This is a genomic window from Nocardiopsis sp. CNT312 (assembly GCF_000515115.1).
Taxonomy (GTDB): Bacteria; Actinomycetota; Actinomycetes; order Streptosporangiales; family Streptosporangiaceae; genus Nocardiopsis.
Genome location: NZ_AZXF01000013.1, coordinates 1 through 20,078, shown reverse-complemented (window position 1 = coordinate 20,078; position 20,078 = coordinate 1). Strand labels below are relative to the sequence as shown.

Sequence of the window (20,078 nt, the reverse complement as noted above, 5' to 3'; positions counted from 1 at the left end):
GGGTCCGACCGGGCCCGTATGCTCTGCCCAACGCCGCCGGACCGCGACTCATCCGGCGACGAACGGACATCCTTCAGGCAAGGCGGTGATCACCACGGACACCCGTGCGCCGCTGCGCCCTGCCCTGGACACCACGGTCCTCGTCACGAGCGTGGTGCTCCTGGTCGTACTCACCCTGCCGTTCGGCTCCGGGTTCCCCGGGTCGGCCCCGCAGACGCGGCCCGCCGCTGAGGAGGCGGTCGCGGCGCACGGCGGAGATCCGGCGGGCGAATACGCCTCCGTCCCGGCCGACCACCCCGTGCTCGCCGACGGGCCGACGGTCGCCGCGTGCGACCAGCGTTCGGCGCCGCGCGACCTCCCCGACGCCGTCCCCGCGTGCGCCCTGCGCCTGGCGGCGTGGGAGCAGCCGTGGTGGCCCCTGGAACGTCCCCAGACGGACCCCCTGCCCGAGCAGGCCGCGGCGGGGGAACTGCCGCCCACACGGGCACCGCCTCTCACCGCGCTCTCCACCACCTGACACCGCCCCCCTCCCGGCAGCGCCGCGCCATGGCACGGGCGCGCCGGGCGATCCGACCATCCGTAGTGAGAGGCCCTACCCCTTGTCCAGTCAAACGGGAGCACAGGGGCGCTGGATACGCGCGCTCATCTCCCTGCTCGTCATCGTCGTCGCGTTCGGCGCGGCATGGTTCATCCCGCCGCGCCTGGGGCTCGACCTCAGCGGCGGTACACAGATCGTCCTGGAGACCCAGGACGGCCCCGACACCCCGGCCAACGCCGAGAACACCGACAAGGTGATCGAGGTCCTGCGCCAGCGCGTCGACAGTCTCGGCGTGGCCGAGGCCAACATGTCGCGCTCCGGTGAGAACCGGATCATCGTCGAACTGCCCGGTGTCCAGGACCCGGCGGAAGCGGCCGAGATCATCGGCCAGACCGCCCAACTGGGTATTCACCCCGTGCTGGGGACCGGCCAACCCACCACCGGCGTCACCGCCGGCGACACCGCCAACGCACCGCAGAGCACCGCCGACGAGGCGCGGGTGCCCGCCGACGCCGCGGAGGAGGCCGCCGAGGGCGACCAGGGCGACGAGGGGTCCGGCGAGGCCGAGATGACCGAGGAGGAGATCGCCGAACTCCTCGAAGGCATGGGCGGCGGCGGCGTCACCGGCGGCCAGACCGGCGGACAGAGCGCGGAGAACCCCGAGGACGTCGTGACGACGCTCCCCGACTCGCAGGGCACGTACCTGCAACTGGGCGAGGCGGCCGTCCAGGGCGATCAGATCTCCGGAGCGGACGCCCTGCTGGACAACACCACCGGAGCGACCTGGAACGTACGGGTCGACTTCGACAGCGAGGGCCGCGACCAGTGGCAGGCCCTGACCGCCGAGGCCGCCTGCTACAACATGGGCGACCCGCGCCGCCGCGTGGCCATCGTCCTGGACGACCAGATCATCTCCTCGCCGGAACTCGGCCAGGACTACGCGTGCGGGACCGGGAGCGCCGAGGGCTGGACCAACATCACCAGCACCCAGTTCACCAGTGAGACCGCGGGTGACCTGGCCGTTCTGATCGAGGGCGGCTCACTGCCGCTGCCGGTCGCCGAGATCCAGCGCCAGACCGTCGGCCCGACCCTCGGTGCCGCCGCCATCCAGGCCAGCGCGTTCGCCGCGCTGCTCGGTATCGCCTTCACCGCGCTGTACATCACGCTGGTCTACCGCCTCGTCGGCCTGCTGGCCTCGGTCGCGCTGGCGTTCTACACACTCATCGCCTACGGCGCGCTGGTCGCGATCGGGGCGACACTGACCCTGCCCGGCCTGGCGGGTTTCGTGCTGGCCATCGGTATGGCCATCGACGCCAACGTGCTGATCTTCGAACGTTCCCGTGAGGAGTACCAGCGCCAGAAGCAGGTGTTCGAGGCCAACAAGGGCGCACGCGGCTCCGAAGACGACAAGGGCTCCGCCTCGGCCAAGGCCCGCCGTCGCCGCCGGGCCATCCCGCCAAGCCTGGAGAAGGCCTTCGCCGAGGGCAGCCGCAAGGCGTGGAGCGCGGTGCTCGACACCAACGTCACCACGCTCATCGCCGCGGCGCTGCTGTTCTTCTTCGCCTCCGGTACCGTCCAGGGCTTCGGTGTCACCCTGAGCATCGGCACCCTCGCCTCGATGATCTCCGCCCTGGTCATCGCGCGCGTGTTCGTCGAGTGGGCGGTCCGCCGCGCGGTGGTGAAGAAGCACCCGGCGATCACCGGAATCGACCGGATCGGCCAGGTGCGCGCCTGGCTGACCCGCAAGAGCCCCGACCTCATGCGCTTCCGTAACGTCGCGCTGATCGCCGCCGGCGCCATCGTCGTCGTCTCCATCGCCGCGCCGTTCGTCCGGGACACCAACCTCGGTGTGGAGTTCACCGGCGGGCGTGTCCTGGAGTACGAGATCACTGGCGACGAGGCCCTGAGCGTGGACGACGCCCGCGAGACGATCGCCGCACTCGACTTCCCCGGTTCGGACACCGCCGTGGTGCAGGAGGCCGGCGACGGCGACATCTCCGTGCGCACCGGTGAACTCTCCGACGCCGACGCCGCGGCGGTCGAGGACGCCCTGGCCGCCGAGACCGGCGGTGTGGCGCTGGTCAGCGATGAGCTGATCGGCCCGAGCATGGGCGACGAACTGCGCAACAAGGCCATGATCGCCCTCGGCGCGGCGCTCGGTCTCCAGTTGATCTACCTGGCCTGGCGCTTCCGCTGGTCCTTCGGCGTCTCCACGATGCTGTCGCTAGCGTTCAACATCACGCTGGTGATCGGCCTGTTCATCTGGTGGGGCAAGCCGATCGACGGGGTGTTCCTCGCCGCGATCCTGAGCGTCATCGGCTTCACCGTCAACGACACGGTCGTGGTGTTCGACCGCATCCGCGACGAGTGGGCCAGGGACGAGACGTCCTCGTTCACGGAGATCGCCAACCGGGCGGTGCTCAACACCCTGCCGCGTACCGTCAACACCTCGGTCGGGGCGCTGATCATCCTGGGCTTCCTCACCGCCCTCGGCGGGTCCTCGCTCCAGGACTTCTCGATCGCGATGCTGGTCGGTCTGAGCACCGGCGTGGTCTCCACGGTGTTCGTGGCGGTCCCGCTGGCCATCTGGTTGCAGAAGTGGGACCAGACGCCCGCCCCGCACGTGCTCAAGGCGCTCAAGAGCAAGAAGCGCGACGCCGCCAAGGCCGCGCGCGAGGAGGACGACGGCGCCGTCGTCTGACGCAGCGGCCCCAGGGCCCGGACTCCTCTCGGGGTCCGGGCCCTGTGCCGTTTCCGGGCTCCGCCCGCTCAGGCCTGGGACACGGGCGGCGCGCCCTCGGAGGCCTGGACGAGCACGAAGCCCTGCCCCTGGAACGCCAACTGGACCGCCTCACCGCTGCCGCGGCCGATGAGGGCCCCGGCCTTCATGGTGCTCCGCACCCCGGCCTGGAGGGAGCTGGACCAGGCGACCGCCGCGTCGGTGTCGACGAAGGTCGGCTGGTCGACGTTGAGGAGCACCGGCGCTCCGTGGCAGGCCACAGCCACTCGTCCTTGGCCGGTGAACACCGTGTTGAACAGCCCTCCGGCCGCGATACCGGCGCCCTTGATCCGGTTGATGTCCCAGCTCAGACCCGCCTCGAAGGCCAGGACGTTGTCGCCGTTGACGGTGAGCGAGTCGCCTTCGAGGTCGATGAGGTGGATATCCCAGGCGTCACGGGCGAGGAACACGTCGCCGCGCCCGGTGATCCGCATGAGCGGCATCCCCTCACCCGTGAACGCCTTCTTGAGGAACCTGCCGACGTTGCCGGAACCCTCGTAGGAGAAGTCGACGTCGCCCTGGTAGGCCACCATCGACCCCTGCCGGGCCAGGACCTCGCCGTTCAGGCCCACACGGAGCATCTTGCCGTTCTGGAGGGCCATACCCTCTCGGCCGATCTCGCGGGAGCTCTGGAAGAGTGCACTACGCATGCCACGATCATCCCCTACGGGGAGGTCACCCGTCCTCCCCCTTCCGTCCCACACCGTGGACGAGGTCGTAGACCCGGCGCTTGGGCACCCCCGCCTCCCTGGCGGCCCGGACGATCGCCTCCTTGCGGTGCACGCCCTCTTCCTCCAGCTCCGCGACCGCCGCGAGGAGGTCGGTGTCCCCAGCCCCCACGCCGCCCCGGCGAGCGCCCTCCACGACCACGGAGACCTCCCCCCGCACGCCCTCGGCCGCCCAGGCGGCCAGCTCCCCGAGCCCGCCGCGGCGCACCTCCTCGTAGGTCTTGGTCAGTTCCCGGCACACGGCGGCACGCCGGTCGGGGCCGAAGGCCTCGGCCATCGCCGCCAGGGTCGCCGACGTGCGGCGCGGGCTCTCAAAGAAGACCATCGTGCGGCGTTCGGCGGCCAGTTCCGCCAGGTATCCGGCCAGGCCTTTACGGGGCGGGAAGCCCTCGAAGCAGAACCGGTCGGTGGGCAATCCGGAAACCACGAGCGCGGTCGTCACGGCCGAGGGGCCCGGGATGGAGGTCACCCGGATCCCCTCCCTCGCGCAGGCCGCGGCCAGGCGGTAGCCCGGGTCGGACACCCCCGGCATCCCGGCGTCGGTGACCACGAGGACGTCGGAGCCGGACCTGAGGCAGTCGAGGAGCTCATCGGACCTGCGGCTCTCGTTGGCGTCGTGGTAGGAGACCGTGCGCGCCCCCGTCTCACCGCCCAACCGGACTCCCGCGCGGGAGGCGAACTGGCGTAGTCTGCGCGTATCCTCGGCCGCGATCACCCGGGCCTCCTCAAGGGCACCCAGCAGCCGGGGGGGCGCGTCCTCCAGATTCCCGATGGGCAGACCCGCGAGCGTCAGCGTCCCGGCACCGCCCATGCCTTCCTCACCCTCGACCACTGTCATCCCCGTCCTGTCGCGCTACGGTTGGCCTCATCACCGACCGATCGACCCGCCGCGTGATCCGTCCGCGGTCGGATCACGCATCTGACGATCCCAACCTACGAGCCGCCCATGACCACCACCCCGCCTTCCTCCGAGACCCAGCCCTCCCCTGGCGGTCCCCCGTCGCGCCGGGGGACCGCCTCTGACACCGACGGGCCGGAGCGCCCCTCCCCCGCCCACCGTGGGTGGCCGGGCTGGGCCGCCGCCGTCGTGGTGGCCCTGTTCGCCGGAGCCCTGAGGTTCTTCCACCTGGGCGAGCCCGCGCGCATCTACTTCGACGAGACCTACTACGCCAAGGACGCCTACGGGCTCTGGACGTTCGGCTACGAGCACGAGACCGTCGAGCGGGCCAACGAACTGCTGGCCAACGGCGACCAGGACATCTTCAGCGGCGGCGGCGACTTCATCGTGCACCCGCCGGTGGGCAAGTGGATGATCGCCCTTGGCGACTGGGTGTGGTCCCTCACACCCTTCGCCGGGACCATGACACCGGAGGGGTGGCGGCTGGCCGCGGCGGTAGCCGGGACGGTCTCGGTGCTCGTCCTGGTGCGCCTGGGGACCAGGATGACACGATCGGTGCTGCTCGGCTGCACTGCGGGGCTGATCATGGCCGTGGACGGCCTGCACTTCACGCTGAGCCGGATCGCCATGGTGGACATGTTCCTGACCCTGTGGCTCCTGGCGGGGTTCGCGTGCCTGGTGGTGGACCGCGACAGGACGCGTGAGCGGCTGGCCCGTCTGGCGACCGCCGGCACGGACATGGCCACGGTGGGCTGGCTGGGCCCGCGGTGGTGGCGCTGGGGCGCGGGGCTGTGTTTCGGCCTCGCCATCGGCACGAAGTGGTCGGCCCTCTTCTTCGTGGCCGCGTTCGGCCTGCTGACCGTGGCGTGGGACTACGGTGCGCGGACCAGCGCGGGGCAGCGGCGTCCGTTCTGGCGGTGGCTGCGGATCGACGCGGTTCCGGCGTTCGTGCAGACCGTGGTGGCGGCGGCGGTCGTCTACCTCGTGTCGTGGACCGGATGGCTGGCGACCGCGGGCGGCTACAACCGCGACCGCGGCGCGGGAACGGCGCCCGACTGGCTACCCGAGGCCCTTCACGGGCCCGCGGAGGCGCTCTGGAGCCTGTGGGACTACCACGACCGGATGATGAACTTCCACCACGGTCTGGAGAGCGACCACGCCTACATCTCCGAGCCGTGGGAATGGCTGGTCATGCGCACCCCGGTGATGTTCCACTACAACGGTGAGGCGGTGGGGTGCGGGACCGGGGACTGCGTGGCCTCGATCGTGTCCATCGGCACGCCGGTCATCTGGTGGACCGGCATCCTCGCCCTCGTGGCGCTGACCGTGTGGTGGGTGCTGCACCAGGACTGGCGCGCGGGTGCGGTCCTGGTGGCGGTCGCGGCGGGCTGGCTCCCCTGGTTCGCCTTCCCCGACCGTCCGATGTTCCTGTTCTACGCCCTGCCGTTCCTGCCCTTCCTCGCGCTGGCCATCACCCTAGTACTCGGGATCGTCCTCGGCCCGGACGGGGACGGCCACCGCTACGGCGTGTACCGGCGCGCCGCGGGCGGGACGGTGTTCGGCGTCGTGCTCCTGCTGTTCCTCGCGCACTTCGCCTACCTTTACCCGGCTCTGGCGGCCTATCCGATCGACGGCTCCCTCTGGCGCGAACTGCTCTGGTTCGACGTGTGGATCTACGGCAGTGACGCGTGACGCGCGAGGAGTTCACCGAAGTTTTCCCGAGACATGAGGAGTTCCGCTCCATTAGTACCAGAGGCGAAGGAAAGCAATAGTTTCCCGTAGCCGAAAGAGGACAGTCGACGACACATTTTCTTCCGGGAAAGCCTCGGCAGGAGAGCACCGGTCCTGGTAATGTCGCCAACGGTTGCTGTTGTTGTTTCCATGGATGCCCGAGGCGCCTCGCGGAACTGCACGTGGGCGCTTGTCGGGGGGACGACCTCGCCGGACGGCGCCCGGCGACCCGGGGCCAGCAGGGTGCGGCCCCGAAGTAGTCCCCAAGGGAGAGCACATGGCTCAGGGCACCGTGAAGTGGTTCAACTCTGAGAAGGGTTTCGGGTTCATCGCCGTCGACGGCGGTCAGCCCGACGTGTTCGTCCACTACTCGGCGATCACGGGTACCGGCTTCCGGAACCTGGAAGAAGATCAGACGGTCGAGTTCGACATCATCCAGGGCCCGAAGGGCCCGCAGGCGGCGGACGTCCGTACGATCTGACCGCCACACGTCCTTTCCGGCCCTCCGCTCCCCGTGGGCGGGGGGCCGGCCTGGTTTCGGACGGAAAACCATCTTCCGGACACTGTTCCGGATCCGGGCGAATACCGGTTAACCTGCATAGAGCCGGTCGGAGTCACGAAGGGCGTGGGCACGCATGTTCAACATCAGCGGTGGCGAGTTCGTCCTGCTGCTCCTGCTCGGAGTCCTGATCTTCGGACCCGACCAGCTTCCGAAGCTGGCCCAGCAGGTGGGACGTGTACTCCGCCAGCTCAGGACGATGGCCAACTCCGCCTCCTCCGACCTCAAGGAGGGGCTGGGCCCCGAGTACAAGGACTTCGACGTCAAGGACCTCAACCCCCGGCGCTTCGTGCAGAAGCACTTCTGGGACGCCGACGGGGAGGACGAGCCCAGGCCCGCGGCCCGCCTGAACGGCAAGCGCCCCCCGTTCGACGACGAGGCCACCTGAGGAACCGGTCATTCCAGCAGCATGACGACGAACAGCCCGAGGCCCAGCAGGATCAGCGAGCCGACGATGACCGCCGGCGACCCCGTCAGCGGCACCAGGACCTCGACGGCGCTGGCCCCGCCCAGCGCTGCGGCCATCCAGGGCCAGCGCGGCGCGGGCTCCCACCCGTGGCGCTCCTCGCGGACGACCGCGACCAGCAGGGCCAGACCGATGAGCGACCAGAAGACCAGGTGCCCCAGGGCGCGCGTCCCGGGTTCGGTGTAGTCGGCCATACCGCCGACCACCATGACGTAGACGACCGTCCCGAAGAGCAGCCGCCAGTGGCCTCCGCTCCTGCGCGGGGGGATGGGCCTGCGCCGTGCCGGGGTGGTGCGGCGAAAGCGCTCCGAGGCGGTCGGGCCGCGGCCGTCGGTCTTCTTCTCGCGCGGTTCCTCGGCGGCCTCCGCGGGAACCTCTGAGGGGTCGGTGCCAGGGGGTTCGTACCCTCCGCCCCGGTCGGGCTTCTCCGGTCGCTGGTAACCGCCGGTGTCGTGGGGGGAATCGGACACGTGGGGTTCGTCCCCTTCAACGTCGGTTCGGTCCGGTCCCGGCGGGGACCGGGGCAGTCGGTGACTCCCTACCCCGCCGAGGCGGGCGTATCCACCCGCGAACGGCCACCGCGTCCTGGTCGTGGCCCTCGCGGGACCGAAACCAGGACGCGGCACGGGTCTTTCAAGAGTCGGCTACTGCCAACTCCAGCCGTTAGGGCGCAAACCCTGGGCATGCGTGGTCATGGCGGCTACCTTTCTTGCGGCTTTCTACCCATCCCGCAGACCAAGATGTACTATCCGACCGGGGGTACACAAGTCCGGCAAGAGACCGGCCCTCCCCGAATCCCCGCAGAACCGGCGGTCCGGTACCCCTTGCTGAGGAGTTTCCATACTCTCCGTGTCACAGCAGATCAGACAGCACAGACGTGACGGGGGAGAATACCGGGAATCCATTGACCAGGAAGGACAAGACCTCCCTTTCGGTCAAAGAAGGCTCTGTTTCCGGTCAGGGGGAACCGGGACTGCCCAGCCCCGCCCAGGGCACGCACCGACGTGTACCTGCACCGCCGGCCCCAGACGCGCCGCGCGCCTCACACACCGCGCCGGGGGCCGCCGCCCCCCGCCACGCTCCGTCACCATCACGCCTTCCGATTATCCCGCTGTGGGAAATCCAGCAGGGACCGCTTTTACCCCCGGTTTCGGTCATGCATGAACAGGATTATCGAACTTTCCATTCACGGGTCCTTCGGGTGCCGGGGGCCGAAGAGCAGACCTGCGCTCCGTCGGGTGATCTCCACGAGGTCGGTGTCGTGGAACAGCCTCCGCACGCCGGAGGAGTCCAGGTTCCCGGTGAGGGCGAGGGTGGCGATACCGTGCACCACCGACCAGCCGGCGACCACGGCGGCTGCCCTGTCCTCGAGCTCCTCCCCCTCGCGCGCGAGGGCGTCCACCCCGGCCGTGAGCTCGGCGAACGCCGCCGAGCGGGCCACGCTCAGCTCCGCGTCGGCCTCATCGAACAGGGTCGGGGCGAACATCACCTGGAAGTGGGCCGGCCGGTCCAGGGCGAACCGCACGTACTCCACCCCCGCGTCGAGAAGGCCGCCGCCGGCCTCGCGTACACGCCGCAGGCGCCTGGCGAGCTCGGTGAACCCCTCGGCCGCCAGCGCGTTGAGGACGCCTTCACGCGAGCCGAAGTGGTGCCGGGGCGCCGTGTGGCTGACCCCGAGGTCTGCGGCGAGCGAGCGCAGGCTGAAGGCGTAGGGCCCCTCGCTGCCGATGACCTCCGCGGCCCGCTCCAGAACGGCCGCACGCAGATTTCCGTGGTGGTAACCGCCTGCCATGCCCGAACTCTACAGCGGCACGTTTCCGGTGGGGTGAAACGGCGGACCAGCCCGCAGGGCTCTGGAAAAGCGGGGAGAGAAGGCGATACGATGCGGCAGTGCCCGGCCCGCCCCGTTTCGAGGGGATAGCAGCTTCGCCGGTGACACTCGGGGCTCCGGTCCGGACCAGGACCCGTGTGCAGGGAACAGCGAGACACCGGACCGCCCCGCGGCGCGGGCCCCGCCCTCGGGGGCGGGGCCCGCGCCGCGAGATACCCGGGCCCGCGCCTCGCCGCCGCACGGCACGGGAAAAGCCCCGCTCCCTTGGGGAAGCAGGGCCTCTCACCTTCGGTGGAGCTATGGGGATTTGAACCCCAGACCCCCTCGATGCGAACGAGGTGCGCTACCGGACTGCGCCATAGCCCCGAAGACGAGACCAAGCCTAGCAGGAGTCCCCGGGTGGTCCGAACCGTTTCCCGGGCCCCCGGGCTCAGTCCCCAGCCGCCCGGAGCCGGGCGTCCGCGTACTGGTCGTAGACCTGGTTGCGGCGCTCGCGCAGGGCGATGACCTTGGCCTCGCGCTCCGCCTCGATGCGCTGCTCCTCCTCGGCCTCGCGGCGCTCCCGGAGTTCGACGCGCCGACGCGCCCGGACCCGGGCCCACCTGTGTTCGGCGTCGGCCTTGGCCGCCTCTCTCAGCAGGACCAGGTGTCCGGCCAGCAGCAGGACGGGCGGCGCGACCACCCACCACGGCCCGAGGCCGAACACCACCGCCAGGGCCGTGGCCACGTTCAGCAACGAGAGCCCGGACGTGCGGCGGCGCCTGCGGGCGATGATCCGTGCGCGCGACTCGCCGCGGTGGCGGCCCCCAGCGCGCCGGGGCTGCTCGGCCACAGGCTCACGTCCGGCGGACCGGTCATCGGCGTCCTCCTCCGGCACGCCGTCCGGGTCGCTGTCGAACTCCTCACCGAAGGCCTCGGGCATCTCGTCGCCGCGGTGCTCGTCCTCGTGGACGCCGTCCGCCGAGTCCTTGCGCAGCAGCATCGGCACGAGGACGATAAGCCAGACCACCACGATGGCCAGGTACAGAGGAGAGCTGCTCATCACCCCTCCTCACGATGACGGCCAGCGGATATCGGTCTGTGGACACCTCGCCGACACCCCGCAACGCGGTTCTCCGCCCCCGATTCCCCTGGGGCATATCCACGTGCCGGCCGCATCGTCAATGCGTCTACGTTCCGCACGTTACGACCCCGTGTCCATAAATGAACCACATTCAGGCCGGAGTGTCGCGAGATTTTAGACCATCTGTTTCAGCTCCCCCTGCCCCACAGGGAAAACCGCAGGTCAGCCAATGAACACGGAGAGGAGTTGAAATTTAACGCAAAGTAATTAGCCAATCTGGCTAAAGAGAGGTTTGCACCCTGTGTTCGGTGGTGATCGAACCGTGTTCAACCGGCCCAGGGCCCCTAGCGCGCCCGATCACGTCCCATCCGACCTCCGTTCGGGCCTTCCGGCCCCAATGGCGGACCTGAACCCGGCTCCGGGAAGGAAACACTGTCGCGCCAGCGACGCAGCATCCCCTGCGGAACCTCTTCGGCCGTGACCGCGTAGCAGATGTGGTCGCGCCAGGCGCCGTCGATGTGCAACTGGCGTCTTCGGACCCCCTCGTCGCGGAACCCGAGTTTGGCGACCACCCGCCTGCTGGCCCGGTTCTCGGGCCGTATGTTGGCCTCGACCCGGTGGAGGCCGACCGTGAAGAAGGCGTGGTCGACGGCGAGGGCGACCGCGGTCGGGGTGATCCCGTGCCCGGCGTGGGCGCTGTCGATCCAGTACCCCACCTGCGCGGACCTCGCCGAACCCCACACGATGGAGCCAACGGTCAACTGCCCCACGAACACCCCGTCATAGGTGATGGACCAGGGCATGGACAGCCCCTGGCGCGCCTCGGCCCGGATGGCCTGGATCATCCCGGCGTAGGGTGCCAGTCCACCCGTCCGCAGCGGCATGTCCGGGTAGGTCGGCTCCCATGGGCGCAGCCAGCGCTGGTTGCGCACCCGGGCCTCCCTCAGCGCGGCGGCGTCGCGCAGGCGCAGCGGGCGCAGCGCGACCGGTCCCTCGTACAGGACCACGGGCCACCCACGTCTGCGATACACGGCCGTCCCTTTCGCGCCTCTTGGAGAATCACGGTCACGGACACACCCCCGTGTTCACGGACCTGCAACACACCCGCCACCGGGAGAGTCTCCCAGTATTCCACCAACGAAGGCCACACCGCCGATCGTCACACCAGCATCGTGCAAATCGGCTTCCACCTAACTCTCATAGTTGTGTTCCGAAAACCGCAACAAGGTCAAGCGATTACCCGTGAACGGAATAGCGCAGATGTGATTCCGGTCATTGCGGCACCTCATTCGGGTCGAACGTGATCCCCGCCACGCAACTGGTCGACCGCGTGGACAAGCACGGATTCCAGCACATCCATTCCGTCCTTCACCCCGCCACGGGAACCCGGCAGGTTCACCACGACCATGCGGTGCCCGTCCGCCTCGACCACCCCCGCCAGGCCCCGTGACAGGACGGCGGTGGGCACGCCCTTCTCCCGCCCGGCCTCCCGCAGCGCCTCCGCGATCCCGGGGATCTCGAAGGACAGCAGGGGACGCGTGGCCTCGGGTGTGCGGTCCTGGGGGGTGAGCCCCGTACCGCCGGTCGTGAGCACCGCGTCCACTCGTTCGCCCAAGGCCCTGCGGATCGCCTCGGCCACGGGCTCACCGTCCGGGACCACCCAGGGACCGACGACCGCGCACCCCATGGCGCGCAGCCTCTCGGCGATCACCGGGCCGGACCGGTCCGGGTAGACCCCGGCCGCGGCCCGGTTAGAGGCCGTGACCACCGCGACGCGCACACCTCCCTCACTCACCGCGCCTCCAGTGCCCCTTCTTCCCGCCGGTCTTCTCCTCGACCCGGACCCGGGTGACCTCGGCCTCCGGATCGAGCGCCTTGACCATGTCGACCAGCCCAAGCGCGGCGGTCATGACGCAGGTGAGCGCCTCCATCTCCACACCTGTGCGATCGGCGGTGCGCACCGTCGCGCTGATGTCCACGCCCGCGTCGACGACCGTCAGGTCCACGTCCGCACCGTGCACGGCGACGGGGTGGCACAGCGGGACCAGGTCCGGGGTCCGCTTGGCCCCCTGGATCCCGGCGATCCTGGCCACCGCCAGGGCGTCCCCCTTGGGCACCCCGCCCCCGCGCAGCGCGGCGACGGTCCCGGGGGCGAGCAGGACCCGCCCGGTGGCGGTCGCGGTGCGCGCACTCACGTCCTTGCCCGAGACGTCGACCATCCGCGCCGCTCCGGTCTCGTCCAGGTGGGTGAAGCCGGAGGGGCGGTCGGCCCCCTCCGCCCGTGGGGTGTGGCTCATGGTCGGCCTCGTCTGCGCTCGAACGGCGGGACGGTCCCCGCGGGCCCGCCCCGGACACGCCCGGACGCGCGCCCACCACGACCGTAGTGCACCCGCGCCGGGCCCCGGTCCGGGCGGGTCAGCACATCTCCGGCAGGCGCATGACATCCACGACCGCTCCGGCAGGCAGCGCGGTCACGTCCTCGGGCACCACCACGAAGGCGTTCGCGTCGGCCAGCGCCGACAACTGGTGGGAGCCCTGCCGCGACGCGGGCACCACCGTCGGCAGGTCCGAGCCCGGCTCGGGCCCCCGCAGGACCCCGCGCAGGAAGGAGCGCCGCTCGGACGGGGAGGTGACCGCCGAGGACAGGACGGCGCGCACGGTCGGCAGCGGCCCCGGGTCCAAGCCGCGCAGCTTGCGCAGGACCGGGCGCACGAACACCTGGAAGGAGACGAAAGCACTCACCGGGTTGCCCGGCAAGGTGAGGATCGGGGTCCGGTCCGGGCCGAGGGTCCCGAACCCCTGAGGCTTGCCCGGCTGCATCGCGACCCGGGTGAACTCCACGGTGCCCTGGCGCGCGAGCACCTCCTTGACGACGTCGTAGGCGCCCATGCTCACCCCGCCGCTGGTGACGAGCACGTCGGCCCCCGCGAGCAGGCCCTCCAGCGCGCCGAGCACGGTGTCGGGGTCGTCGCCGACGAAGCCCTGGCGGTGCACCTCGCACCCCGTGTCCAGCGCGGCCGCGGCGAGCATGTGGCTGTTGGACTCCCAGATCTGGCCGGGGCCGAGCGGGCGGCCCGGCTCGACCAGCTCCTCCCCCGTCGCCAGCACCACCACACGCGGCCGGGGGAAGACCGGGACGGAGCGCCGCCCGACCGCGGCGAGCACCCCCATCTCACCGGCACCGATCCGCGAGCCGGGAGAGAGCACCTCGGCGCCTTCGAGGACGTCGCCCCCGGCGGGCCGGACGGCGTCGCCGACCCGCGCCGGACGCCGCACACGGACGTTCTTCGTTCCCCCGTCGGTCCACTCCACCGGGACGACGGCGTCGGGCCCCTCGGGCATCGGCGCGCCGGTCATGATGCGGGCGCAGGAGCCACGGGCCACCTTCGTACCCGTGCCGGCCCCGGCGGCGAGGTCGGCGACCACGGGCAGTACGGCGGGGGCGTCCTCGGCCGCCTCTGCGACGTCGGCGGCGTACACGGCGTAGCCGTCCATCGCCGAGTTGTCGAACCCCGGGAGCGACACCGGGGAGGCCACCGCCTCGGCCAGGACCTCACCGTGCGCCCGGAGCAGGTCCACCTCGACCGGCGCGGGTGCGGCGACCAGGGCCAGGCAGTCACTGATGTGCCGTTCAACGCTCTTCACAGGGGGTCCTCCCGATCGTGGTGCACGCGGGGCGCGCCCCGCGCCCCGCGCCCCATTGTCACCACGGGAGGCGTCGGCCGCGCGTTACGGGCGCGGCACCGGCCGGGAATCAGGCGGGTGCGGAGTCACGGCTCTCGACGAAGTCGCGCAGCCACGGCAGCAGTTCGGCGGCGAGGTCGGGGCGGCGGCAGGCGAAGTCGACCACGGTGCGGATGTAGTCGGCCTTGTTGCCGGTGTCGTAGCGGCGGCCGCGGAACAGCACCCCGCGCACCACGCCCCCGTCCTCCGGCTTGCGCCGGGCGAGCTCGCGCAGGGCGTCGGTCAGTTGGATCTCCCCGCCCCGGCCGGGCGGGGTCTCGTGCAGGATCGGGAAGACCGCGGGGTCGCAGACGTAGCGGCCGATGATCACCCAGCGGCTCGGTGCCTGCTCGGGGTCGGGCTTCTCGACGAGGTCGGTCACGGTGACCACGTCCTCCTCGTCGGTGGGCTCGATGCCCGCGCACCCGTAGAGGGAGACCTGCTCGGGCTCCACCTCCATGAGCCCGACCACGCTGCCCCCGAACCGCTCACGCACCTCGATCATGCGGCGCAGCAGGTCGGCGGTGTCGATGAGGTCGTCGCCGAGCAGGACGGCGAACGGGTTGTCGCCCACGTGGGCCTCCGCGCACAGGACGGCGTGCCCCAGTCCGCGGGGCTGGCCCTGGCGGACGTAGTGCACCTGGGCGAGGTCGCTGGACTCGCGGACCGCGCGCAGGCGCTTGTCGTCGCCCTTCGCCTCCAGTGCCTCCTCCAGTTCGTAGGCGCGGTCGAAGTGGTCCTCGATGGAGCGCTTGTTGCGTCCGGTGATCATCAGGACATCGGACAGACGGGCGGCGACCGCCTCCTCCAGGACGTACTGGATCGCGGGCTTGTCCACGATCGGCAGCATCTCCTTGGGCGTGGCCTTGGTCGCGGGCAGGAAGCGCGTTCCCAGACCCGCGGCCGGCACGACGGCCTTGATGACGGAGGTGGCGGCAGGGGCCTGCCGCGTCTGGTCGGTGTCGGCGATCATGTCGGCACTCTAGGACAACAGCTCGTCCCTTGACGATGGCCGCGCCACCGGCGCGTTGAGAAGTCCTGAGGTCTTCGCTGCGATGACGCGGAGAGGCAATCGGGAATTCACCAACGGTGGTAAAGCCCCCTCTTCATGACAGAAGGGACCATGGGAGACTGAAATCCATGAACGACGAAGGGCGGACAGTAACGGACAAGCGGCGGGCACGGCGACGCGTCCTGGCGGCACGGCGCGCCCGGAGCGCGGACGAGCGCGAGCTCGCGGGCGCAGCGGTCCTGGGCACGCTCCTGGAGGCACCCTGGCTCACCGGGGCGACCACCGTGGCCTGCTACTACTCCGTCGGCGGTGAACCGGACACCCGCGCGCTGGCGACCGCCCTGGAGCAGCGCGGCGTACGCGTGCTCCTGCCGGTGTTCCTGCCCGGCGGCGACCTGGACTGGGCGGTCTTCGACGGTCCCGCAAGCCTGGCCCCGGCCGGGCACGGGCTGCTCGAACCCGTCGGCCCCCGGCAGGGGACGGACGCCCCGGCCCGCGCCGACGCCGTGGTCTGCCCCGCGCTGGCCGTCGACCGGCGGGGCATGCGCCTGGGGCGCGGTGCCGGATGCTACGACCGCGTCCTGGCCCGCACGGGGCCGCGCACGCCGTCGGTCGCGGTGGTCTATGACGAGGAGTTCGTGGAATCGGTGCCCGGCGAACCGCACGACCGCCCCGTGGACGCGGTCGTCACCCCGGTGGGGGGGCTGCGCGCCTTCGAGCCCCGCTCCCCGGTCTGGGCCGGGCGGAGCGTCCGCACCGCGGCGCCGCACCGGGATTAACCCGTCTACCGGGGGTGTTGTGTCTGGCGGTCGTGCCCGGCCGCCGGAGTGGTTCCCGCGTCTTTCGCCCGGGGACCGTGTCGGGCACGGGGTCCGTCGCGGTCCGGACCGGCGAGCGATTACTATTTAGCAGTCAACGGGCGAGAGTGCCAGCTTAGGAGGACCCGAACAGTGCCTACGTACCAGTACGCGTGCACCGAGTGCGGCGCCCAGATGGAGGTCGTGCAGAGCTTCACCGACGACTCGCTGACCGTCTGCCCCGAGTGCGAGGGCCGCCTGCGCAAGGTGTACTCCGCCGTCGGCATCGTCTTCAAGGGCTCGGGCTTCTACCGCACCGACAGCGGCAAGGGCTCGAACAGCTCCATCACCTCGGCCTCCGGCGAGAACGGCAAGAGCGACTCCTCCTCCACTTCCTCGGACTCCGCCAAGGGCTCCGACACCTCGGTTTCGTCGGGCTCCCCGACCTCCGGCGACTCCTCAAAGGGCTCCTCCGGCGACTCCGCCAAGAGCACCGCGAGCAGTGGGGCCGCCACCGCTGCCAAGGCGAGCTGAGGCACGCCCGGCGCATCGGCCCGCGCGCCGCCGCCTCCGCGGCGGCGCACATCCAGCCCTGTGGACAGCGCCCGCGGCGCCCCTCCCGCGTCTAGCGTCGGAGCATGGCCCACCCTCCGCGCCCGCACCGGCACCGCCGGGTCCTGACACGCCTGCTCGACCGCCACCGCCGCCCCCTCGCAGCGCTGCTCACGGCAGCCGCCCTGGCCAGCGGCGTCCTGCTCCTGCGCCCTCCACCCCCCGCCACCGTCGGGGTTTTGGTCGCCTCCCGCGACCTCGACGCCTCCCGCCCACTCGCCGACGGGGACCTCGTCCACCGCGCCCTGCCCGAGCGGGCCCTGCCCCGCGGCACTCTCACACCCGGCACCGACACCTCCGGGCTCCGGCTCAACGCACCGGTGCGCCGCGGCGAGGTGGTCACCGACGCCCGCCTCTCCGACCCGCCGGCACGGGCCTACGGTCCCGACCTGGTCGCCGTACCGGTGCGTGTGGACGACCCCGGGGTGGCGGGGCTCCTCTCCCCCGGCAGCCGTGTCGACATACTCGCCGTCCCGGCCCCCGCCGACCCGCACCCCTTCCCCACGGGACCGGCCCGGCCGGTGGTGGGCGACCGCCCCGTCCTGGCCGTGCCCTCGGACGGGGAGGGAACCGGTGGGAGGGGCGGCGCACTGGTCCTCATCGCCGCCACCCCCGACGAGGCCCGGGAACTGGCGGGACACGGCGTCTCCTCCCACCTGTCGATCACCATACGAAGTTGACTCATGACGAAACGTAGTGAATGCTGACCAAGCGCACTACCGTGCGCGTCGCCCCTGAAACCCCGAGTAAATATAGGGCAAAACCCATGAACGGCTTCAAAGCATTCCTGCTCCGCGGCAACCTGGTCCAGTTGGCGGTCGCGGTCGTCATCGGCGCGGTCTTCGCCGACCTCGTCACCGCCTTCACCGAAGGCTTCGTCACCCCGCTGATCGGCATCTTCGGCGGGGTTCCCACGTTCGGCGACCTCTACTTCGAGATCAACGGCAGCCGCTTCCTCTACGGCGCGTTCGGCGACGCCCTGATCGCGTTCCTCATCACCGCCGCGGTCCTCTACTTCCTCGTGGTGCTCCCGGTCGCCACGCTGCTGGAGCGGGACACCAAGGCCGAGGAGGCCACCACCCGCGCCTGCCCGCACTGCCGCACCCAGGTACCCAAGGAGGCCACCCGCTGCTCCGCCTGCACCAGCGAGATCAGCCCCGAACTCGTGTAGACCCGCGCGACCCGCCGAAGGGGGGCCGTGCCCCGGACGCACCCCCGGCGGGTCCCGTCAGCGGGTGTACTCCCAATGCCAGGGCTCGAACGGGCTCGACTTGGCCCAGGCCGGGTGGATCCACCCGAAGTCGGCACCGTTCTCCTGCATCCACAGCCACCGCTCGGACTGGTAGTTCTGGATGCCGCAGCCCAGGTCGATCGCCTGCCCCAACCCGTGGTTACTGGTGCCGGGAACGGCCGCGAAGCCCGGCGCGACCTCGCCGTACACGCGGTGCTGGTTGGGCAGGTCGCGGTAGGCACTGGTGATACAGATGTTCTCGCCGAAGTCCTCCACGTACCTCAGGTTGAGTTCGAGGAAGTCCACGGCAGCGTCGGCGCGCAGGTACTTGTCGTCGTCGTAGAGCTGGCACAGCGACGACTGGGGCAGCAGGCCGTTGGCGTAGCCCTCGGCGTCCACCGCCCGGTCGGAGTCGCACTCCGCCGCGGCCATGTACGTTCCCGGGTCGAGTCCCAGGCGCTCCAGCTCCTGGGTCAGTTCCTCGGTGCTCTCCTCGGACTGCTCACGCAGGTCCTCTACCTCGGCGGCCAGCTCGACCTCCTCCAGCTGGGTCTCCGTCTGGAGCTCCTGTGCCTGGCTGGCCAGCTCGATCTGCTCCTCACGCAGGTCGGCGGCGTCCTGGATGAGGATCTCGTTGTCCTCGGCGATCTTGCCCGCGTAGGACTGGACCTGGAGGTCCTCCTCCAGCGTGCCGGTCGCGAGTGTGGCGAGGACGTTGCCGCCGGCAGGCTGCTGGTAGAGCGTGCTCGCCAACTGGGCGAGCGGTTCGCGCATCTCGCGCAGGTCGGACTCGACCCCCTGGAGGTCGTGGAGGATCCCGATCAGCTCCTCCTGCGCCGCGGCCACCGCGTCCTGGCGTTCGACGTACTCCTCAGTCGCCGCCTCCAGGGCCTCCGAGGCCGCCTCGGCCTGCTCACGCAACTGGCGCAGCTCGTTGTCCTGCGCCGACGCGGGGGCCGCGACCCCGAAGGAGCCCGGCATCACGATGAGCACCGAGGCCGCGAGGGCGGTCGCCCGCCGGAGACAACCACGGTGGGGTGCCGCAGGGGTGGTCGGCGTCCGGTTCTGCGGTGCGCGAGCTCCCCGGCGCGCCGAATCAGCGGTGAACGGCACGAATGATCCTCCGGCTGCATGTCTTCCAACACCTGACCCGTTGGCCGCAAGGCAACGTACTACATGTCCACATGCGGCCACACGGAGCCGATTCAGCGGGTGGTGTCCACCAGGAACGGCCCTGCGGTACGCATCGGCACCGACCACCCGATATTCGGCGTCTTTCCTGGTCGCCATGGTGCAAGGACATACCTCACTTCCCGCACCGAACGGCAGAAGCACGACTTATAACTTAAAACGCGCCATAAGTGGTGAAAAACATCACACTACTACCAGGACAACCCATCGTAGGTCAGCGTACTCCGATCCCCTCCACCAATCCCGGAAGGCGAGGCCCCGAAACGCGGGCCGACACCCCAAAGCACCCCCGTTCTGGGTTACGCTTGACCCGGAAACGGCCGGGGCCGAGCGTCCCGGTTCCGTTGTGGCTCCATAGCTCAGGGGATAGAGCACCGCTCTCCTAAAGCGGGTGTCGCAGGTTCGAATCCTGCTGGGGCCGCACGGGGTGACCTGCGACGACATCGCGGAGTCGCCGAGGGAAGGGCCCCGTGGATTGCTGCTCCAGCCGCAATCCACGGGGCCCTTCCTCTTTTCACACACCCTGCCAGGGGAAGCCCGCGCGCCCGGGAGGCTTCCAGGGGTCCCGGGCGCGCGGAGACTAGGCGTCCCGGCGACACCTGTGTGTGAGTCGGGCGCGGAGTGTGGCGGTGTCGGGTGCGGTGATCTCCTCAAAGGGGTCCCCGGGGCCGGACCAGCCCGGTGGGCGGTGGGCCACGTAGGTCACCGTGCCGTCGTCGGCGGTGCGGGTGGTGAGCACCCACGCCCCGCGCTGGATCTGGTCCAGGGCGTGTTCCAGGGCGGTCACGTCGCCGCCCCCTTCTCCAGGTGTTCCAGGGGCGAGGTCCACACCAGCGGCGGCCGGTGCGGGTCGGGGCGGTCGGTGACCGCCACCCGGGTGAGGTGGCCGCGGGTGGCGGCGTAGACCGCGCGCCCCTCC

21 protein-coding genes and 2 tRNA genes are annotated in these 20,078 nt (G+C 70.7%); 10 read left to right on the top strand and 13 right to left on the bottom strand.

The window, feature by feature from the left end:
- The first annotated feature begins 85 nt into the window (after positions 1-85).
- The gene (locus B042_RS0104840; RefSeq protein ID WP_051415476.1) at positions 86-517 is read left to right on the top strand and encodes a hypothetical protein; all 432 of its coding nucleotides are present in this window, start codon (positions 86-88) and stop codon (positions 515-517) included.
- A gap of 82 nt (positions 518-599) precedes the next feature.
- Positions 600-3,239, top strand: coding sequence for a protein translocase subunit SecD (secD, locus tag B042_RS0104835; protein WP_028647306.1), 2,640 nt, complete (start codon positions 600-602; stop codon positions 3,237-3,239).
- Between the two features lie 68 nt (positions 3,240-3,307).
- Here the strand turns inward: secD and B042_RS0104830 are convergent, their stop codons facing one another.
- Complete coding sequence (locus B042_RS0104830; RefSeq protein ID WP_028647305.1) at positions 3,308-3,967, bottom strand: AIM24 family protein; 660 nt, start codon at positions 3,965-3,967, stop codon at positions 3,308-3,310.
- 25 nt (positions 3,968-3,992) lie between these two features.
- Positions 3,993-4,883 (bottom strand): 16S rRNA (cytidine(1402)-2'-O)-methyltransferase, encoded by an 891-nt coding sequence (rsmI, locus tag B042_RS0104825; protein ID WP_231493832.1) that lies wholly within the window; start codon positions 4,881-4,883, stop codon positions 3,993-3,995.
- Positions 4,884-4,991: 108 nt separating this feature from the next.
- Between rsmI and B042_RS0104820 the strand changes: the two genes are divergently transcribed.
- From B042_RS0104820 to B042_RS0104810, 3 genes are all read left to right on the top strand, one after another.
- Positions 4,992-6,635, top strand: coding sequence for a dolichyl-phosphate-mannose--protein mannosyltransferase (locus B042_RS0104820; RefSeq protein ID WP_028647303.1), 1,644 nt, complete (start codon positions 4,992-4,994; stop codon positions 6,633-6,635).
- Between the two features lie 316 nt (positions 6,636-6,951).
- Positions 6,952-7,155 carry a cold-shock protein gene (locus B042_RS0104815; protein WP_028647302.1) on the top strand — a complete coding sequence of 68 codons (204 nt, stop codon included), beginning with the start codon at positions 6,952-6,954 and terminating at the stop codon, positions 7,153-7,155.
- 154 nt (positions 7,156-7,309) lie between these two features.
- Positions 7,310-7,621: a sec-independent translocase gene (locus tag B042_RS0104810; protein ID WP_028647301.1), complete on the top strand. Its 312-nt coding sequence runs from the start codon at positions 7,310-7,312 to the stop codon at positions 7,619-7,621.
- An 8-nt stretch (positions 7,622-7,629) separates the two neighbouring features.
- Here the strand turns inward: B042_RS0104810 and B042_RS0104805 are convergent, their stop codons facing one another.
- From B042_RS0104805 to galU, 9 genes are all read right to left on the bottom strand, one after another.
- On the bottom strand, positions 7,630-8,169 hold the full coding sequence (locus tag B042_RS0104805; protein ID WP_028647300.1) for a hypothetical protein: 540 nt from the start codon (positions 8,167-8,169) through the stop codon (positions 7,630-7,632).
- Between the two features lie 716 nt (positions 8,170-8,885).
- Positions 8,886-9,491 carry a TetR/AcrR family transcriptional regulator gene (locus B042_RS0104800; RefSeq protein WP_028647299.1) on the bottom strand — a complete coding sequence of 202 codons (606 nt, stop codon included), beginning with the start codon at positions 9,489-9,491 and terminating at the stop codon, positions 8,886-8,888.
- A 331-nt stretch (positions 9,492-9,822) separates the two neighbouring features.
- A tRNA-Ala gene (locus B042_RS0104795) sits at positions 9,823-9,896 on the bottom strand.
- Positions 9,897-9,960: 64 nt separating this feature from the next.
- Positions 9,961-10,572 carry a hypothetical protein gene (locus B042_RS0104790; protein WP_028647298.1) on the bottom strand — a complete coding sequence of 204 codons (612 nt, stop codon included), beginning with the start codon at positions 10,570-10,572 and terminating at the stop codon, positions 9,961-9,963.
- Positions 10,573-10,937: 365 nt separating this feature from the next.
- Positions 10,938-11,624 carry a GNAT family N-acetyltransferase gene (locus B042_RS0104785; RefSeq protein WP_028647297.1) on the bottom strand — a complete coding sequence of 229 codons (687 nt, stop codon included), beginning with the start codon at positions 11,622-11,624 and terminating at the stop codon, positions 10,938-10,940.
- A 254-nt stretch (positions 11,625-11,878) separates the two neighbouring features.
- The gene (locus B042_RS0104780; RefSeq protein WP_028647296.1) at positions 11,879-12,388 is read right to left on the bottom strand and encodes a molybdenum cofactor biosynthesis protein B; all 510 of its coding nucleotides are present in this window, start codon (positions 12,386-12,388) and stop codon (positions 11,879-11,881) included.
- Complete coding sequence (gene moaC / locus B042_RS0104775) at positions 12,381-12,890, bottom strand: cyclic pyranopterin monophosphate synthase MoaC (protein ID WP_028647295.1); 510 nt, start codon at positions 12,888-12,890, stop codon at positions 12,381-12,383. The genes B042_RS0104780 and moaC overlap by 8 nt, the downstream gene beginning before the upstream one ends.
- A gap of 118 nt (positions 12,891-13,008) precedes the next feature.
- The gene (glp, locus tag B042_RS0104770) at positions 13,009-14,238 is read right to left on the bottom strand and encodes a gephyrin-like molybdotransferase Glp (protein ID WP_028647294.1); all 1,230 of its coding nucleotides are present in this window, start codon (positions 14,236-14,238) and stop codon (positions 13,009-13,011) included.
- Between the two features lie 109 nt (positions 14,239-14,347).
- Positions 14,348-15,289, bottom strand: coding sequence for a UTP--glucose-1-phosphate uridylyltransferase GalU (gene galU / locus B042_RS0104765; RefSeq protein WP_155988877.1), 942 nt, complete (start codon positions 15,287-15,289; stop codon positions 14,348-14,350).
- Between the two features lie 167 nt (positions 15,290-15,456).
- Here galU and B042_RS0104760 point away from each other — a divergent pair, with 167 nt between their 5' ends.
- The 4 genes from B042_RS0104760 (at position 15,457) to B042_RS0104745 (ending at position 17,908) form a co-directional block, all read left to right on the top strand.
- Positions 15,457-16,107, top strand: coding sequence for a 5-formyltetrahydrofolate cyclo-ligase (locus tag B042_RS0104760; protein WP_028647292.1), 651 nt, complete (start codon positions 15,457-15,459; stop codon positions 16,105-16,107).
- Positions 16,108-16,278: 171 nt separating this feature from the next.
- Positions 16,279-16,659 carry an FmdB family zinc ribbon protein gene (locus B042_RS0104755; protein WP_028647291.1) on the top strand — a complete coding sequence of 127 codons (381 nt, stop codon included), beginning with the start codon at positions 16,279-16,281 and terminating at the stop codon, positions 16,657-16,659.
- A 104-nt stretch (positions 16,660-16,763) separates the two neighbouring features.
- On the top strand, positions 16,764-17,417 hold the full coding sequence (locus B042_RS0104750) for an RcpC/CpaB family pilus assembly protein (RefSeq protein ID WP_028647290.1): 654 nt from the start codon (positions 16,764-16,766) through the stop codon (positions 17,415-17,417).
- An 86-nt stretch (positions 17,418-17,503) separates the two neighbouring features.
- Positions 17,504-17,908 (top strand): MscL family protein, encoded by a 405-nt coding sequence (locus tag B042_RS0104745; RefSeq protein WP_028647289.1) that lies wholly within the window; start codon positions 17,504-17,506, stop codon positions 17,906-17,908.
- A gap of 57 nt (positions 17,909-17,965) precedes the next feature.
- Here the strand turns inward: B042_RS0104745 and B042_RS0104740 are convergent, their stop codons facing one another.
- The gene (locus B042_RS0104740) at positions 17,966-18,949 is read right to left on the bottom strand and encodes a D-alanyl-D-alanine carboxypeptidase family protein (RefSeq protein ID WP_369797669.1); all 984 of its coding nucleotides are present in this window, start codon (positions 18,947-18,949) and stop codon (positions 17,966-17,968) included.
- 558 nt (positions 18,950-19,507) lie between these two features.
- Here B042_RS0104740 and B042_RS0104735 point away from each other — a divergent pair.
- Positions 19,508-19,580: transfer RNA gene (locus B042_RS0104735), tRNA-Arg, on the top strand.
- A 159-nt stretch (positions 19,581-19,739) separates the two neighbouring features.
- Here the strand turns inward: B042_RS0104735 and B042_RS0104730 are convergent.
- A complete protein-coding gene (locus tag B042_RS0104730) occupies positions 19,740-19,946 on the bottom strand; it encodes a hypothetical protein (protein WP_028647287.1) in 207 nt (68 codons plus the stop codon).
- Positions 19,947-20,078: the final 132 nt, after the last annotated feature.

What these genes read in the sequence shown, in the direction of transcription:
- B042_RS0104830 (WP_028647305.1), bottom strand. Translation starts at nt 3,967, where the DNA reads ATGCGTAGTGCACTCTTCCAGAGCTCCCGCGAGATCGGCCGAGAGGGT.
- rsmI (WP_231493832.1), bottom strand. Translation starts at nt 4,883, where the DNA reads ATGACAGTGGTCGAGGGTGAGGAAGGCATGGGCGGTGCCGGGACGCTG.
- B042_RS0104820 (WP_028647303.1), top strand. Translation starts at nt 4,992, where the DNA reads ATGACCACCACCCCGCCTTCCTCCGAGACCCAGCCCTCCCCTGGCGGT.
- B042_RS0104815 (WP_028647302.1), top strand. Translation starts at nt 6,952, where the DNA reads ATGGCTCAGGGCACCGTGAAGTGGTTCAACTCTGAGAAGGGTTTCGGG.
- B042_RS0104810 (WP_028647301.1), top strand. Translation starts at nt 7,310, where the DNA reads ATGTTCAACATCAGCGGTGGCGAGTTCGTCCTGCTGCTCCTGCTCGGA.
- B042_RS0104800 (WP_028647299.1), bottom strand. Translation starts at nt 9,491, where the DNA reads ATGGCAGGCGGTTACCACCACGGAAATCTGCGTGCGGCCGTTCTGGAG.
- B042_RS0104790 (WP_028647298.1), bottom strand. Translation starts at nt 10,572, where the DNA reads ATGAGCAGCTCTCCTCTGTACCTGGCCATCGTGGTGGTCTGGCTTATC.
- moaC (WP_028647295.1), bottom strand. Translation starts at nt 12,890, where the DNA reads ATGAGCCACACCCCACGGGCGGAGGGGGCCGACCGCCCCTCCGGCTTC.
- galU (WP_155988877.1), bottom strand. Translation starts at nt 15,289, where the DNA reads ATGATCGCCGACACCGACCAGACGCGGCAGGCCCCTGCCGCCACCTCC.
- B042_RS0104760 (WP_028647292.1), top strand. Translation starts at nt 15,457, where the DNA reads ATGAACGACGAAGGGCGGACAGTAACGGACAAGCGGCGGGCACGGCGA.
- B042_RS0104750 (WP_028647290.1), top strand. Translation starts at nt 16,764, where the DNA reads ATGGCCCACCCTCCGCGCCCGCACCGGCACCGCCGGGTCCTGACACGC.
- B042_RS0104745 (WP_028647289.1), top strand. Translation starts at nt 17,504, where the DNA reads ATGAACGGCTTCAAAGCATTCCTGCTCCGCGGCAACCTGGTCCAGTTG.
- B042_RS0104740 (WP_369797669.1), bottom strand. Translation starts at nt 18,949, where the DNA reads ATGCCGGGCTCCTTCGGGGTCGCGGCCCCCGCGTCGGCGCAGGACAAC.